This is a genomic window from Dokdonella sp. (genome assembly GCF_017744955.1).
In the GTDB taxonomy this organism is placed as follows: domain Bacteria; phylum Pseudomonadota; class Gammaproteobacteria; order Xanthomonadales; family Rhodanobacteraceae; genus Dokdonella_A.
The window spans coordinates 17,078-32,950 of the sequence record NZ_JAGIAG010000001.1 but is presented as its reverse complement, the minus strand read 5'-3'; the positions used below and the strand labels follow the sequence as shown (position 1 = coordinate 32,950).

11 protein-coding genes are annotated in these 15,873 nt (G+C 68.9%); 7 read left to right on the top strand and 4 right to left on the bottom strand.

The features are described 5' to 3' along the window. Positions 1-43: 43 nt before the first annotated feature. The 3 genes from J7520_RS00125 to J7520_RS00115 all read left to right on the top strand — a co-directional run bounded on the left by J7520_RS00125 (position 44) and on the right by J7520_RS00115 (position 4,085). Positions 44-892, top strand: a complete 849-nt coding sequence (locus tag J7520_RS00125; protein WP_291182553.1) for an ATP-binding cassette domain-containing protein — start codon at positions 44-46, stop codon at positions 890-892. 43 nt (positions 893-935) lie between these two features. After that, positions 936-1,244, top strand: coding sequence for a PGPGW domain-containing protein (locus J7520_RS00120; RefSeq protein ID WP_291182551.1), 309 nt, complete (start codon positions 936-938; stop codon positions 1,242-1,244). 156 nt (positions 1,245-1,400) lie between these two features. Further along, entirely contained in the window at positions 1,401-4,085 is a 2,685-nt protein-coding gene (locus J7520_RS00115; RefSeq protein WP_291182549.1) for a PQQ-binding-like beta-propeller repeat protein, read from the top strand. Here the strand turns inward: J7520_RS00115 and speE are convergent. Beyond that, positions 4,082-4,969 (bottom strand): polyamine aminopropyltransferase, encoded by an 888-nt coding sequence (gene speE / locus J7520_RS00110; protein WP_291182548.1) that lies wholly within the window; start codon positions 4,967-4,969, stop codon positions 4,082-4,084. The genes J7520_RS00115 and speE overlap by 4 nt on opposite strands. A 145-nt stretch (positions 4,970-5,114) precedes the next feature. Here speE and speA point away from each other — a divergent pair, with 145 nt between their 5' ends. After that, the gene (gene speA / locus J7520_RS00105; RefSeq protein ID WP_291182546.1) at positions 5,115-7,016 is read left to right on the top strand and encodes a biosynthetic arginine decarboxylase; all 1,902 of its coding nucleotides are present in this window, start codon (positions 5,115-5,117) and stop codon (positions 7,014-7,016) included. Positions 7,017-7,251: 235 nt separating this feature from the next. Then, positions 7,252-8,118: an NAD(P)-dependent oxidoreductase gene (locus tag J7520_RS00100; RefSeq protein ID WP_291182544.1), complete on the top strand. Its 867-nt coding sequence runs from the start codon at positions 7,252-7,254 to the stop codon at positions 8,116-8,118. Positions 8,119-8,128: 10 nt separating this feature from the next. Here J7520_RS00100 and J7520_RS00095 read toward each other — a convergent pair whose 3' ends face one another. Then, positions 8,129-10,108 carry a PQQ-binding-like beta-propeller repeat protein gene (locus J7520_RS00095; RefSeq protein WP_291182542.1) on the bottom strand — a complete coding sequence of 660 codons (1,980 nt, stop codon included), beginning with the start codon at positions 10,106-10,108 and terminating at the stop codon, positions 8,129-8,131. 173 nt (positions 10,109-10,281) lie between these two features. Between J7520_RS00095 and J7520_RS00090 the strand changes: the two genes are divergently transcribed. Continuing rightward, positions 10,282-11,616 (top strand): PQQ-dependent sugar dehydrogenase, encoded by a 1,335-nt coding sequence (locus J7520_RS00090; RefSeq protein ID WP_291182540.1) that lies wholly within the window; start codon positions 10,282-10,284, stop codon positions 11,614-11,616. Between the two features lie 53 nt (positions 11,617-11,669). Further along, complete coding sequence (locus J7520_RS00085) at positions 11,670-13,280, top strand: PQQ-dependent sugar dehydrogenase (RefSeq protein WP_291182538.1); 1,611 nt, start codon at positions 11,670-11,672, stop codon at positions 13,278-13,280. Here the strand turns inward: J7520_RS00085 and J7520_RS00080 are convergent. Both J7520_RS00080 and argS read right to left on the bottom strand, forming a co-directional pair. Beyond that, positions 13,243-13,890, bottom strand: a complete 648-nt coding sequence (locus J7520_RS00080; RefSeq protein WP_291182536.1) for an SPOR domain-containing protein — start codon at positions 13,888-13,890, stop codon at positions 13,243-13,245. The genes J7520_RS00085 and J7520_RS00080 overlap by 38 nt on opposite strands. After that, positions 13,890-15,575: an arginine--tRNA ligase gene (gene argS, locus J7520_RS00075; RefSeq protein WP_291182534.1), complete on the bottom strand. Its 1,686-nt coding sequence runs from the start codon at positions 15,573-15,575 to the stop codon at positions 13,890-13,892. The genes J7520_RS00080 and argS overlap by 1 nt, the downstream gene beginning before the upstream one ends. Positions 15,576-15,873: the final 298 nt, after the last annotated feature.

Here is a 15,873-nt window from a genome sequence, read left to right as displayed (position 1 = left end):
GGCGGCGATGGCGTTGCGCGCGCCGCTCGGCGAAGATCGACCGATGCCCCAAGCCGCTCCCGCCAGCGTCGCGCCGCTGATCGAACTCGACCGCGCCACCGTCCAGCGCGGCGCCACGCCGGCGCTGCACGAACTCAGCCTGCGCGTCGACGCTGGTCAGCACACCGCGATTCTCGGCCCGAACGGCAGCGGCAAGTCGAGCCTGGTCAAGCTGATCACGCGCGAGCTGTACGCGGTCGCGCACGCCGGCATCGCGCCGGTGCGCGTGCTCGGCCGCACGCGCTGGGACGTGTTCGAGCTGCGCGCGCAACTCGGCCTGGTCGCGCCGGACCTGCAGCGCGACCTGCTGCGTGCGCCGGGCATGAGCGCCGTCGACGCCGTGCTCAGCGGCTTCTTCGCCAGCCAGCGCGTGCCGGCCGATGCGGTGACGGCGGCGATGCGCGAACGCGCCGCGCAGGCGCTGGCCGAATCCGAGGCCGCTCATCTCGCCGCGCGTCCGCTGGCCGAACTGTCGACCGGTGAAGCGCGCCGCGTGCTGATCGCGCGTGCGCTCGCGCATCGCCCGAAGGCATTGCTGCTCGACGAGCCGACCAGCGGGCTGGACGTCGCCGCGCAGCAGCACTTCCTCGCCACCTTGCGCCGCCTCGCGCGTGCCGGCACCACGCTGGTGCTGGTCACCCATCACGTCGAGGAGCTCGTGCCCGAGATCGGCCGCGTGATCCTGCTGCGCGCCGGCCGCGTCTTCGCCGACGGCGCGCCCACGGCGGTGCTGACCGACGAGCGTCTGTCGGCGCTGTACGGGATGCCGCTGCGTGTCGAACGCGGTGAAGCCGGCTGGCGGCTGATGCCGTCGCCAGCGAACATTTCGTTCAGCACGGCGCGGCGAGACTAGAGCGACCCGCCGGCGAGCGCCGGCCGAGGCGACAGAGAACCGGATGTTCGAAGCCCTGCAACGACATTGGCGCGCGTTTCGCGCGGAACCCGCCGGAACGCGATTCCAGCGCCGCTATCGCCGCCGCGCCGAGCGTCCGAGCGGCTGGCTGCGCAGGATCGGCGTACTGGTCGCCGCCACCGGATTGATCATCGCCGGCGTGGCGATGCTGGTGCTGCCCGGGCCCGGACTGCTCGCGCTGTTCGTCGCCGCGGTGTTGATCGCCGAGGAGTCGCTGGTGGCGGCGCGGTTGCTCGATCGGGTCGATTTCGTGATCAGTCGGCGGTTCGCCGGCCGAAGTGACGCGCCATAGGAAGCGCCCGGTATTGCCGCGGCGAAAGCCGGAGGGTCTGCCGTTTTCCGCACCGCAGCGGTCGACGCCGTAGCGTCGCGCTGCCCAATCGTGCTTGCGCCGCGCCGCGCAGGGGCACGCTAAGATGCGAGGCTCTAATTCGGGAGAGGGATTCTCATGCGCAATCTTCTGCGCACCGGCGCGATGCGGGTTGTCGCCTGTCTGACGGCATGGTGCGCCCCGGCGATGGGGCAGGAAGTCCTCTGGCAAACTCCGATATACGCTGAAGTCGCCTCGGCGCTGGACTTCGGCGGGCAGGTATTGAGTCGATCCGACGATGGCCGGGCGCGGCTGATCGTCGGTGCGGCGTGGGAGGGATTGCTCGACGGCATCGAGATTCGTCGAGCGCGTGTCATCGCCTACGATGCGGTGAACGGAATGGTCTTGTGGCAACGCGATCTGGTCGGCGACTGCGCTGACGACTGGTTCGACATAGCTCCGCGGCTGGCGACGTTCGCGAACGGCGACGTCGTCGTCGCCGCGAGAAAGCAATTTGGTGCGGTGCGCCGAGCCGCCTGCTACGCGCGATTGGATGCGCGCGACGGACGCATTCTATGGAGCGTGATTGACCGCGACCCGGCGGGAGCGGAGCCTACGTTGACCGGGGCGATCACGGTCGACGCGAGTGGCGATGTCCTGGCGACCGGCCGACGCGGCGACGTCGCGCGAACGATCAAGCTGTCCGGAGCGGACGGCTCGCTGCTCTGGCAGAACGAGAACGCGCGGCCGGACTGGTTGCTCTACGGCAGAGCCGTCGACGCAGGATCGAGCGATCTCGTGCTGGTCCTGACCGATGCGTTCAACAACGGAACCGAGTCCCACGTCGACGCAATCGATTCCGCCACCGGCGCCTTGCGCTGGCAGTCTCCGCTGTGCGGATTGCCTCGAGCGCAGCCTGATGGCAGTGTCGTGTTCGCTTCCGCTTGCAGCCGCGGCAAGGTGACGATCGGCCGGCTCGCGGGTGACGGCCGCGTGCTGTGGCAGCGCGAGATCGAGGCGGCGGAACGCTACTGGGAGTTCGACGAGAACGGCGATGTCGTGCTGGTCGGCACGATGCGCGTCGACGGCGTGGCCGCGGAAGTCGCGCGCTTCTCGGCGGCCGACGGGCGCACGTTGTGGGCGACGCCGGGTGCTTTGGGCCATCTACCGAGCGAGACCGGCGTACGAAGCGTATCGCTGTACCCGGTCATGAGCGACGGCCGCCTGGTCGTATGGGAAATGATCGGGACTTCCGGCCAGCAGAAGATGGAGACCGGCCGTCTGTCGCTGTACGACACGGCGAATGGACGGCTGTTGCGACGAAAGGAGTTCACCGCTGCCGATCGCGACCGTCTCTACTACTACTCGTTGTTCCTGACCTCGTTGCCGGATGGCGAAGTCCTGCTCGGCGGCCTCAACAACTACCGGCAGCTCTGGCTCGGCCGTATCGACGATTCACTGAATGTCGCCTGGAGCGTGCGCGAACCGGTCGCGTCACCGCAGCAGATAGATTTCTATTCGACAGGGGATTCCCTGTCGACGTGGCTGCTTGCCGTCGATGGTGGAGCGCCCGGCGTCATCGTCGGCGGACGCGCGATCACCGAATACGACAGTCCGTACGTGAGCCATGGATTTCCCCATTTGACCAAGCTGACACGGGACGGTAGCGTGCTGTGGCACTGGCAGCCAAAGTCATTGGTGGAAAGAGCTTCTCCGAAACTCGACGGCATGGCCGCCGATGCCTCCGGTGCGTTGTACGCGATCGGCTATGCCGCTGATGCCCATTTCGATGCGTCTCCGTTCGTCGCACGCGTAGATTCGGAAGACGGACGCTCGCTGTGGGAGCGCTTCGGGGATCGCCTGCCGGCGGACGAGGACGACGAGCGAGCCCGCTCGCTCGCGCTTGCCGGCGACGGGGGCGTCGTCGTGGCCTCGACGCTGGCCGTGCGGCGCTACGCGGCTGCGGACGGCGCCTTGCTCTGGACGGTTCCGCTGTCGCGCACTCCGGGTGCCGAAAGCTACGCCGACGTGCGCATTGCAATCGACGCGGTCGGCGATGTCGTCGTGACGATGTCGTACGGCGTCAGTGGCTTGAATGGCGAGGAGGGCGTCGACTTCTTCAAATTGCGCGGCGTCGATGGTCTTTCGATGTGGCATCGTCGAGTTCCCGTCGACGATGCCTCCTACTCCGACATGCGCATGGCCTTGCTGCCGCGAGGCGACGTCGTCGTGCAGGCGCGAGAGGAGCTGATGCGCGTGTCCGGCACGGACGGAGAAATCCGCTGGCGGCGACCGGGCCTGTCCGCGGACAATATGCTCGTCGATCGCGACGGCGGTCTCTTGTTGCTCGGCGTGCCGGCGGAAGACAATCGCAGGCATGCAATCGCGCGCGTCGATGCTTCCAACGGCGCGACGCTCTGGAGCGCGCGCATGCCGGTCGACGATGCACACTATGACGATGGGGGGCGGCGCGACGGCGCTGCCGCGTTCGATTCGGACGGCGGATTGCTGTTCGCGCACCGCGATGGGGCTGGTTACGTGCTCGCCAAGCTGGCCGTCGCCGATGGCACCGTCTCTTGGCGCGAAACGATCGCGATGGACCACCCCAGCCCCTTGGCAGGACTCGTGCGGGACAGGAACGGCCGGCTGTTCATGGCGGTGAGTACGGAAGTCCAGTACTCCTCGACCGCCACGGTGCTCGCCATCACGCCGCCTGGAGGCGAGACGCCGACTCTGCCAGCCGGCCTTCACTCGGTGCGCCCGTTGCCTCCGCCGCGACGAAATTTGCCGTCGAGTCCCGAGGACCGAACGCTGCCTCCTTAATCCCCCAACGCCTCGCGCATGAACTCCGGCACCGCCAGCGCCGCGCGGTGGATGTCGGCGTTGTAGTAGCGCGTGGCGAACTGCTTGGTGGCGGCGCCGCGCTCGCGGAAGCCGCTGAGGTCGGCGCCCTTGCGCGCCATCGTGCAGCTCCACCAGCCGGTCGGGTACAGCGGCTGCGGGAAGGTCAGCGTGCGTACGGACTGGAAGTCCGCCACGCGCATCGCCGAGCGCATCGCCTTGATCAGGTCCAGATGCACCAGCGGCGATTCGCTCTGCTGCACGAGGATGCCGCTCGGCCGCAGCGCCTTGTAGCAGCTGGCGTAGAATGCCGCGCCGAACAGGCCCTCGGCCGGACCGACCGGGTCGGTCGAGTCGACGATGATCAGGTCGACCGATTCGTGCTCGATCTCGGCCATGTACTTGATGCCGTCGATGAACAGCAGCTCCGCGCGCGGATCGCCGTTGGACTCGCACAGTTCGGGGAAGTACTTCTCCGCCAGGCGCGTGACGCGCTCGTCGATGTCCACCTGCACCGCGTGCTCGACTTCCTCGTGCTTGAGCACCTCGCGCAGCGTGCCGCAGTCGCCGCCGCCGATGATGACGACGCGCTTGGCGCGCGCATGCGTGAACAGCGCCGGGTGCGACATCATCTCGTGGTAGAGGAAGTTGTCGCGCGTGGACACCATCGTGCAGCCGTCGATGACCATCAGCTTGCCCCAGTCGGTCGTGTCGTAGATCTCGATCGTCTGGAACGGCGTCTTCTCGGCGTGCAGGCGCTCCTTCACGCGCAGACCGAAGGACGAGCCGGAACGCTCGTGGCGCTCGGTGAACCAGCGGTTGTCGGAATCGTGCTGTTCGGAGGTCTGCTGCTCGGACACGGACATCGGGGCTTCCTGCGCGGTGAGGGCGGAGTTTCGCGGGTGCGATTTGCGGCGGCGGATTGTAGCGGTTCCGCATGACGCCGACATACGCAGGACGCAACGTCTCGTTACACTACGCCGTTCCGTCCTGGCCGTCTGGAGCACCGAGGTGAGCGAACAGCGCTGGAGCGTCGAGGAGGCGCGGCAAACGTACGCCGTTCCGCACTGGAGCGAAGGGTATTTCGACGTCGGCGCCGGCGGCGACCTGCTGGTGCGCCCGCGCGGCCCCGAGGGGCCTTCGCTGTCGCTGCCGGCGATCGTCGAGGCGGCGCGCGCGAAAGGCTCGCGCCTGCCGCTACTGGTGCGCTTCGCCGACATCCTGAACGACCGCCGCGCGCGCCTGCAGCGCGCGTTCGCGCAGGCGATGCGCGAATGGGACTACGCCGGCGGCTACACCGCGATCTACCCGATCAAGGTCAACCAGCAGAAGAACGTCGCCGGCGAGCTGGCCGCCGCCGGCTGGGAAAAGGGCGCCACGGGCTTCGGCCTCGAGGCCGGCTCGAAACCGGAGCTGATGGCGGTGCTCGCGCTCGCGCGCACCGGCAGCACGGTCATCTGCAACGGCTACAAGGATCGCGAGTACATCCGCCTGGCGCTGATCGGGCGCCGTCTGGGCCTGGACATCTTCATCGTGATCGAGAAGCCGTCCGAGCTGCGCTACGTGATCGAGGAATCGCGTGCGCTCGGCGTCGAGCCGCTGCTCGGCGTGCGCATGCGCCTGAAGAGCCTCGGCGCCGGCAAGTGGCAGAACTCCGGCGGCGACAAGGCCAAGTTCGGATTGACGCCGCGCCAGCTCCTGACGCTGCTCGACCAGCTGCGCGACGCGAAGCTCTCGCACACGCTGAAGCTGCTGCACTTCCACATGGGCTCGCAGATGTCGAACGTGCGCGACATCGCCAACGGCATGCGCGAGGCGGTGCGCTACTTCGTCGAACTGTCGCGCATGGGACTGCCGATCACGCACATGGACGTCGGCGGCGGCCTCGGCGTCGACTACGAAGGCACGCGCTCGCGTTCGGACTGCTCGATCAACTACGGCCTCGGCGAATACGCCTCGGCCGTGGTCGGCGCGCTCGCCGAGGCGTGCACGGCGAACGGATTGACGCCGCCGCACGTGCTGACCGAGTCCGGCCGCGCGCTGACCGCGCACCACGCTGTGCTGGTCGTCAACGTCAGCGAAGTCGAGCAGGCGCCGGCCGGCGCGGTGCCGCCGGCCCGCCTCGACGAGCCGACCGTGCTGCGCCGCCTGCGCGAGACCTGGGACGAGATCGGCCACCGTCCGCCGACCGAGCTGTACCACGAGGCGCAGTACCACCTCGCCGAGGGCTACTCGCTGTACGCGCTCGGACAGATCACGCTCGCCGACCGCGCCGAACTCGACGATCTCTACTACGCGATCGTCAACGCCGTGCGCTCGCGCCTGAAGCCCGACGAGCGCGTGCACCGGCAGGTGCTCGACGACCTGAACCAGACGCTGGTCGACAAGTACTTCGTCAACTTCTCGGTGTTCGAGTCGGCGCCGGACGTGTGGGCGATCGACCAGGTCTTCCCGATCGTGCCGATCGCCGGCCTCGATCGCGCGCCGGACCGGCGCGGCGTGATCGCCGACCTCACCTGCGACTCGGACGGACGCATCGACCAGTACGTCGAGGCCGACGGGGTCGACGTCAGCCTGCCGCTGCACTCCCTGCGCGAAGGCGAGCCGTACCGGCTCGGCCTGTTCATGGTCGGCGCCTACCAGGAAACGCTCGGCGACATCCACAACCTGTTCGGCGACACCGACGCGGTCAATGTGCGGCTGACCGACGGCGGCTACGAGTTCACGCACCTGCGCCGCGGCGACAGCACCGACCTGATGCTCGACTACGTCGGCTACGACCTCGCCGCGCTGCGCGCGGCGTACCGCGACAAGATCGCGGCGGCCGGCCTCGCCGGCGCCGAAGCGGGCGCGTTCGAGTCGGCGCTGGAGCAGGGCCTGACCGGATACACGTATCTGGCCGAGGCGGAGTGATCGGGCGCGCACGCAAGCATTGCGCCGTACTCGCGTAGCTGGGTGCAGCGCTAACAAGAACGCGAACAAGAAGAAGGTCTCGCGGAGACGCAGAGAGCGCAGAGAAAAGCCATTCAGTTTTTTTTGTCTGCGTTCTCCGCGTCTCTGCGAGAGAAGCCTTCCGCTCCTTCCATCCAGGTTTGTTCCCATCTCCCGCGCGCCGATCGATCGAACGCGCCAGCCCGGAGTGATCGCAATGAATGAGTTGAACGTCGGTTTCGTCGGACTCGGCGCGATGGGCCTGCCGATGGCCGGGCACCTCGCGCGCGCCGGCCTGCTCGCGGCGGTGTGGAACCGCTCGCACGACAAGGCGACCGCGGCGGCCGCAGAACTCGGCGTGGCCGCGCCGGCGGATCTGGCGGAGCTGATCGCCGCCTGCGACGTGATCGCGATGTGCGTGCCGGCCGACGCTGACGTGCTGCACCTGGCGGAGGAGATCGCGGCGAAGGCGCGCATCGGTACCGTCGTGGTCGACCATTCCACGGTGTCTTCGGTCACCGCGAAGGCCGCGCACGCGATCCTCGCCGAGAAGGGCTGCGAGTTCATCGACGCGCCGGTCTCCGGCGGCGTCGAGGGCGCGAAGAACGGCAAGCTGTCGGTCATGGTCGGCGGCGACGCCGAGGTGCTGGAGCGCGCGCGACCGGTGCTCGAATGCTACGCCGCGAAGATCAGTCACATGGGTGAGGTCGGCGCGGGACAGAACACCAAGGCGGTCAACCAGGTGCTGGTGGCCGGCATCGCGCAGGCCGTGTGCGAGGGACTGGCGCTGTCGGAGAAGCTCGGCCTCGACGCGGAGCGCCTGCTGCCGACGCTGGGCGCCGGCGCGGCCGGCAACTGGTTCCTCGACAAGCGCGGCGCGACGATGCTGCGGAACGAGTTCGCCGTCGGCTTCAAGCTCGCCCTGCTGCACAAGGATCTGAAGATCGTGCGCGAACTCGCCGTCGCCGCCGGCACCGACCGTTCGGTGATCGAACAGTCGCTGGCCGACTACGCCGTGCTGCTCGCGCAGGGACACGGCGACGAGGACATCTCGGCGTTGATCCGGCTCAAGCGCAAGGCTTGAGCCGGAGCACCTACTGCGGCAGTTCGAAGCCGTCGGCGAAGATCCAGTCGTCGCCGGAGAAGGTGATCGTCACCGTGCAGTCGGCGGTGACCGCGGCCGTCGTGTAGACGTTGCCGTCCAGAGCACCGCCGCAGCCGCTGGCTTCGAAGGCGATGCCGGGGTTGTCCGGCGTGATCGTGAAGCTGGTCGCCGCGCCGTCGTCGACGGTCTGCGCCGTCGCCGGCACCACGCTGCCGCCGGCGGTGAATTCGGGTGTGACGGTGTGCGTGATGATCGCGAAGCTCGCTTCGACCGTGCAGTCCGCGCTGATCGGGCCGGTGGTGTAGCTGGTGCCGTCCAGCGTGCCGCCGCAGCCGGTGACGCTGTCGATGCGGTAGTGCGTGTCCGGCGTGACGGCGAAGCTGGTCGTGGCGCCGTCATCGACCGTCTGCGGCGTGCCCGGCGTGAGGTGGCCGTTCGGCCCGGCGCTCGGCGTGACCACGTGGGTGGTGCCGGTCTCGCCGAGATCGAAGCGATTGAGCTTGGTGCCGGCCGCCACGTAGAGCGCGCCGTTGATCAGGATCGGGCTCTGCCATTTCAGGCTGCCGATCGTCGGCGAGGTCCACAGTACGTCGCCGGTGTGCGGGTTGCGGGCGTACAGGCAGTTGCCGCCGGAGCAGGAGCCGGCGTGGTAGACGACGTCGTTGGCGATGATCGCCGAGGTCGCGCCGGTCGCGCCGCTTCCGCTCTTGGTCCAGGTCGACTGCAGGTAGGGTTTGTTGGCGGCGTCGAGCACGAGCTTGAGGCCGGACAGGCCGCTGCCGTTGGCCATGAACACCCAGGTTGCGCCATCGCCGTTGCGGTCGACCCAGACCGCCGGCTGGGTCTTCATCCAGAACTCGCTGACCGGCACATCGATCAGCTGGATTTCGCCGCCGACGCCGCCGGGTGCGCCGGTGCCGCTCATGTCGTCGAGATCGATCAGGCGCAGCTTGGCGTCCTTGCCGGTCTGCAGGCCGAGATGCTGCACCGTGCTGGCGGCCGGTACCGGCAGGATCGACAGCGAGGCGGAGCCGAGGTCGATGTCCTGGCCGTCGAGCTGGTTGTAGTTGGTCGGCGTGTAGCTGTCCATCGGCAGGCCGGCGCCGCGGCCGCTGCCGTCGGGCTTCAGCGCGAGCACGCTGTCGCCCCAGTTCAGTCCGCCGGTGTGGGCGTCGAACAGGCCGTTGCCGGTGGTGATGTAGATGCGGTCGGTGACGGCGTCGTAGGTCGCGCCGGGGCGTCCCCAGATGCCGCTCTGCCGTTCGGAGCAGCCGGTCGTGCCCGGCGTGCCGTTCGGCACCATGTGGATCTCGATGTCGCTGCACAGGGTGTTGAACACCTTCTGCGTGCCGGTGGCGAGATCGATCGCGGTCAGGTGGCCCTGATAGTCGCCGCCGTCGCCGATGTAGCCGTCGTTGACCATGTAGAGATACGTCTTGCCGCCGCTGACCGCGAAGGAGAGCGCCGAGGCGCCCTTCTCGACGTTCGGCTTCAGCGTCGCCACCTGCGGCCAGCCGCCGTCGGTGGTCTCCACGCCGTCGCCGATGCGGTACTTGTGCACCTTGCCGTCGATGCCGTAGCCGTAGACGAACTGGCGGTTCGGGTCGATCGCCGGCGCGCTCTCGGTCGGCGCGGTGCCGGTGGTGTTCGCCGACCAGACCACCGAGCCGTCGAACGCGTCGTAGGCGGTCAGGCGGCCGTTCTGCGCGGTGACGAACAGGAGGTCCTTGTTGCCGCCCGGCGTGTCGATCGCGCGCGCCAGCACCGGCGCGACGTTCGCGTTGGCCGACATGGTGACCTGGTAGCGGCGCGTCAGCTGCGCGACGTTCGCCGCGCCGATCGTCGTTTCGTCCGGGTTGTCGGCGCTGTGCGAAGGGTCGTAGCCCCATTGCAGCCAGTCGGCGGCGGAGGCGCTGGAACAAAGGCAGCAGGCGATCACGCCCGCGAGGGACACGGCTTTCGTACGCATGGGTCGCTCCATCGGACGTCGGCGCGCGGCGTCCCGTTCAGGGGCGCCCATCCTACGCCCCTCGCGGCTCGGCGAGGTTGGCGCGCGTCACGCCGGGACTGGACGTTTGCGCAATGTAAATCTAACCGGCGGCGTGCTAAAAGGCCGGCTCGCCGAAACGGGAGCACGCGACGATGCGCAACGAGCGTTGGCTGGGATTCTTGCTGGGATGCGCGGCGGCGACGCCGGCGCTGGCCGCGATCACGCCGGCCGATCTCCGATTGGTACGCTGGCCGGACAGCAGCACGACATTCAACCAGCCGATCGCGGTGCAGGCGCCCGCCGACGGCAGCGGCCGCGTGTTCGTGATCGAACGCTGCAGCGGCATCCGCATCGTCAAGAACGGCCAACTGCTGCCGACGCCGTTCGTGTCGATCGCCACCAGCTGCAGCAGCGAGCAGGGCATCCTCGGCCTCGCCTTCGATCCGAATTTCGCCAGCAACCACACGTTCTACGTGACCTACACCGCCCCGTCCGGCGAGCCGGAACTCGGCGCGACGAACGACCAGGTGCTGGCGCGCTTCACGGTGTCCGCCGGCAATCCCGACGTCGCCAATCCGACCGGCGAGGTGATCCTGCGCGTGCCGGACATCGCCGACAACCACAACGGCGGCGACCTGCACTTCGACCGGCAGGGCTATCTCAACTGGTCGATGGGCGACGGCGGCGTGCAGGGCGATCCGAACGGTTTCGCGCAATGCACCGGCCGCAAGAAGGCCGACAGCAACCCGTCCACCTGCCACACGACCAGCGGCAGCGGACCGACCTACTACCTGCTCGGCAAGATCATCCGCCTGGACGTGCACGCGACCACCGCGTCGGCGCCGGCGAACTTCTGCGGCGCGACGCCGGGCCAGCCGGCGCCGTACGCAATCCCGCCGGGCAATCCGTTCGTCGACGCCGGCGCGCACCCGCAGGAATGCGCCGAGATCTTCAACTGGGGCTTCCGCAATCCGTTCCGCTTCAGCATCGATCGCGAAACCGGCGACATGCTGATCGGCGACGTCGGCCAGAACACCTACGAGGAAGTCTCGTTCCAGGCCGCCGGCAGCCCGGGGCAGAACTTCCAGTGGAACCGCTGCGAAGGCCTGCACACCTATCCCGGCGGCGCCGCCGGATGCGCCGGCCCGGCCGGCAGCGTGCCGCCGAAGCTCGACTATTCGCACAACTCGGTCGGTGGCTGCGCCGTCACGGGCGGCTACGTGTATCGCGGTCCGATCGGCCCGCTGCGCGGCCAGTACCTCTTCAGCGACTACTGCAGCGGCGACATCTACGTCGTCGCCAATGCGGGCGCGGGCGTCGCGCCGTGGACCTGGGAAACGCTGTCCGGCACGCCGAACATGAGCACCTACAGCTTCGGCGAGGACGCCGACGGCAATCTCTACGTCACGGCGCAGGGCGGGCAGATCTATCGCTTCCAGTCCGACAGCGCGACCGACATCATCTTCCAGGACGGTTTCGACGGATAACGCGCAAGCGGCGCCGCGCGCAGGCCGCGCGGCAAACCGCACGGGGAGGTGCGATGCACGGGTTCGCGGCGTTGCAGGCGGTGGTCCTCGCGTTCGGTGCCGGCGTCGCCGCCGCGCAGAGCGTGCCTTCCGATTTGGCGCTGGAGACGGTCACCGATCAGGTCGAGGCGCCGATCGGCGTGCGCGCACCGCACGATGGCAGCGGGCGCCTGTTCGTGATCAGCCAGGCCGGCACGATCCGCATCGTCAAGGACGGAGCCCTGCTGCCGACGCCGTTCCTGCAGGTGCCGGTCACCTATCCCGGCTCCGGCGGTACCGGCGGCCTGCTCGGGCTCGCGTTCCATCCGAACTACGGCAAGCCGGGCCTGCCGCACAACGACGAGTTCTACGTCGTCTCGATCCGTCCGCCCGGCTGCTCGCCGCCGGGCACGTGCCTCGGCGTCGGGCCGGACGAAGTGCTCGAACGCTACGTGGTCTCCGCCGACGACGCGGACGTCGCCGATCCGGCCGGCACCGTCGTGATGCGCATCGCCGGCACCAACGTGCAGTTCCACAACGGTGGCGACATCCATTTCGGCGCCGATGGCTACCTGTACATGTCCTCCGGCGACGGCGGCCAGGAGGGCGGCACCAACGGCTTCGCCGAGTGCCTGTGGAAGAAACCCGCCGACGGCAATCCGGCCAGCTGCGGCAGCGGCACCGGCGTGCAGTATTTCCTGCGCGGCAAGATGCTGCGCATCGACGTCGACACGCGCGGCGCGCCGGCGACGAGCGACATGTGCGGCGCGGCGACCGGCGCGGCGGCCGAGTATGCGATCCCGCCGGACAACCCGTTCGTGGGCAGCAGCCAGACCTGCGACGAAATCTTCCTGTACGGCTTCCGCAATCCGTGGCGCTGGAGCTTCGATCGCGCCAACGGCGACCTGTGGATCGGCGACGTCGGCCAGGATCAGTTCGAGGAGATCGATCGGCGCACGCCGGATTCGAGCGAGCCGCTGTTCTACGGCTGGCATTGCCTGGAGGGCACGGCGCGCTACAACAGCGCGAACGTCTGCGCCGACCCGCTGCCGCCGAGCGTGCCGCCGCTGATGGAGTACGGCCACAGCGGCGTGCGCTGTGCGGTCACCGGCGGCTACCGCTTCCGCGGGCCGATTCCGGCGCTGGTCGGCATGTACGTGTTCGCCGATTCCTGCTCGAGCGAGATTTTCTTCGCCAAGCCCGACGCCGAAGACGTCTGGTCGTACGAGCGCTGGCGCGACGACGCCAACGGCTACGGCACGTATTCCGGCTTCGGCGAGGACGAGGCGGGCAATCTCTACCTCGCCAACACCGACGCCGGCATCGTCTATCGCTTCCATTCGCAGCCGACGACGCATCAGGTGACGCCGAGCGTGGTCGGTTCCGGCTCGATCACCCCGTCGACGGTGCAGACGGTGAACGACGGCGAAGCCGTGACGTTCCTCGTGCAGCCGGATCCGGGCTACGTGGTCGACGGCGTGAGCGGCTGCGGCGGGACGCTGGCGAAAGACGCCTACACGACCGCGCCGGTGACGGCCGATTGCACGGTCGTGGCGACGTTCGCCGTCGGCGATCGTCTCTTCGCCGACGGCTTCGAGGTCGCCGCGCCTACTGTGCCGGCTGTTCCTTCAACGCAATCGCATTGATGCCGTTCTCGGCCAGCGACTTCTTCGCCGCTTCCAGTTCGCTCGCGCTGGAATACGGCCCCAGGCGTACGCGGTGCCAGGTCTTGCCGTTGATCGTGACCGGCTGCACCTGCGCGCTGAAACCGGACAGCGCGAGCTTCGCCTTGGCTTCGTCGGCGGCCTTCGGGTCCGGGTAGGAACTGGTCTGCAGCACGTAGCGCGCGCCCGCGGCGGGCGCCGCCGGCGTGCCCGGCGTCGCGCCGGGCGTGGTCGCCGGTGCGGTCGGATTCGCGCGCGCCTGCTGCGCCTGCTTCTCCGCCTTGGCCTTGGCCGACAGCTCGGCGTCCGGGATCACCACCTCGGCTTCCGGCAGCACCTGATAGAAGTCGTAGTTCTTCTTCGGCGGCGGCTTGGCTTCGGCCAACGGCGGCTCGCTCTCGCGCGGCGCGGTCGCTTCCGGATTGGGCTGCGGCAGGTTCTTCTTGCGCAGCAGCGGCGCCCAGTCCTTGCCGAGCACGACCAGCATCAGGCCGATGCCGAGCAGCATGCCGACCAGCACCCACAGCCAGGCCGGTTTCTGCGTGCCGTTGCCGCCGCGCGTCGCCTGGCGACCGTTCTTCTTCGCTGCCATTACATGCTCTCCGGGGCCGAGACGCCCAGCAGGTCGAGGCCGTTGGCCAGAGTCTGGCGCACGGCATTGGCGAGCGCGAGGCGCGCATCGCGCAGGTCCGCGTCGTCGACGATGAACTGGCCGGTGTTGTACCAGCCGTGGAAGGCGGCCGCGAGCTCGCGCAGGTAGTTCGCGACCAGGTGCGGCTCCAGGCCGGCGCCGGCCGCTTCGACCGCTTCGCCGTAGCGCGACAGTTCCACCATCACCAGCTGTTCGGCCTCGCTGTCGAGGCGCGCGAGCCGGGCCAGGCCGTTCGCCCGATCCCAGCTGAGGCCGCGTTCGGCGAGCTGGCGCATCACGCTCATCACGCGCGCGTGCGCGTACTGCACGTAGTAGACCGGGTTGTCGTTGGTCTGCGCGCGTGCCAGGTCGATGTCGAAGACGAGCTGCGAATCGGACTTGCGCGCGGTCAGGAACCAGCGCGTGGCGTCGCGGCCGACTTCGTCGATCAGGTCGCGCAGCGTCACGTAGCTGCCGGCGCGCTTGGACAGCTTCACTTCCTCGCCGCCGCGCATGACCGTGACCATCTGGTGCAGCACGTATTCCGGCCAGCCCTTCGGGATGCCGACGTCGAGCGCCTGCAGGCCGGCCTTCACGCGCGCGAGCGTGCCGTGATGGTCGGAGCCGAGCTCGGTGATCGCGCGCTCGTAGCCGCGCTGCCACTTGCTGTAGTGATAGGCGACGTCCGGCAGGAAGTAGGTGTAGCTGCCGTCGGACTTGCGCATCACGCGGTCCTTGTCGTCGCCGAAGTCGGTCGTGCGCAGCCACAGCGCGCCGCCTTCCTCGTAGGTGTGGCCGTGCGCGACCAGCTCGCGCGCCGTGCGCTCGACCTGGCCGCCGCCGTACAGCGAGGATTCGAGGAAGTACACGTCGAAGGCGACGCCGAACGCGGCAAGGTCGGCATTCTGCTCGCGGCGCAGATAGGCGACCGCGAAGCGGCGGATCGCGTCGAGGTCGTCGGCGTCGCCGGTCCCCGTTACGGTATGGCCTTCGACCTCGACGCTGGCGCCGGCGAGATACGCCTGCGCGACGTCCTTGATGTAGTCGCCGCGATAGCCGTCGGCCGGCCAGCCGGCGTCGTCGGGGCCCTGGCCGCGCGCGCGCGCCTGCACCGACAGCGCGAGGTTGTCGATCTGCGCGCCGGCGTCGTTGTAGTAGAACTCGCGCTTGACCTGCCAGCCGTTGGCGTCGAGCACGCGTGCGATGCAGTCGCCGATCGCCGCGCCGCGGCCGTGGCCGACGTGCAGCGGTCCGGTCGGGTTGGCCGAGACGAACTCGACGCCGGCCGTGCGCCCGGCGCCGGCGTTGCCGCGCCCGTAGGCCGCCCCCTGGTCGAGCGCCGTGCGCACCTCGCGGTGGTAGGCGGCCGGACTCAGGAAGAAGTTGATGAAGCCGGGTCCGGCGATCTCGACCTTGGCGATCTCCGCGCCCGGCGGCAGCGCCGCGACCAGGGCGGCAGCGAGGTCGCGCGGCTTCCGGCCGGCGATCTTGGCCAGCAGCAGGGCGAGGTTGGTCGCGAAATCGCCGTGCTCGCGGTTCTTGGTGCGTTCGACGACGAAGGCCGGCACGTCGCCGGGCGGCAGCGTGCCGTCGGACTGCAGCGCGTTCAGCGTCTGGTGGAGAGCGTCGAGGAGGGGTTGTTTCACGCGCGCATGCCGTTCGTAAAGCCGCGTATTGTAGAGGCAAGCCCGCGTGCCGATGCCAACGAACTGTCACGAGATCGTCGCAGTCGGCGTCCACACTGGCGCGGTCCGCATCCAGCGGAGAATGAAGGAGTGGTGGCGGCGTGCGGGATGCGCACGGCGCCCGGGTGCAGGGACGCACCGACCTCCTTTGCGCGCGCGTCGAGCCGCCGGCTCCGCCCGTTTCCCTCGCCCCGACCTCGATTGTGCTGTCGACGTCACATTTCGCTTTTGTGCGCTGATAGGAAGGTGCGTCTCCTTG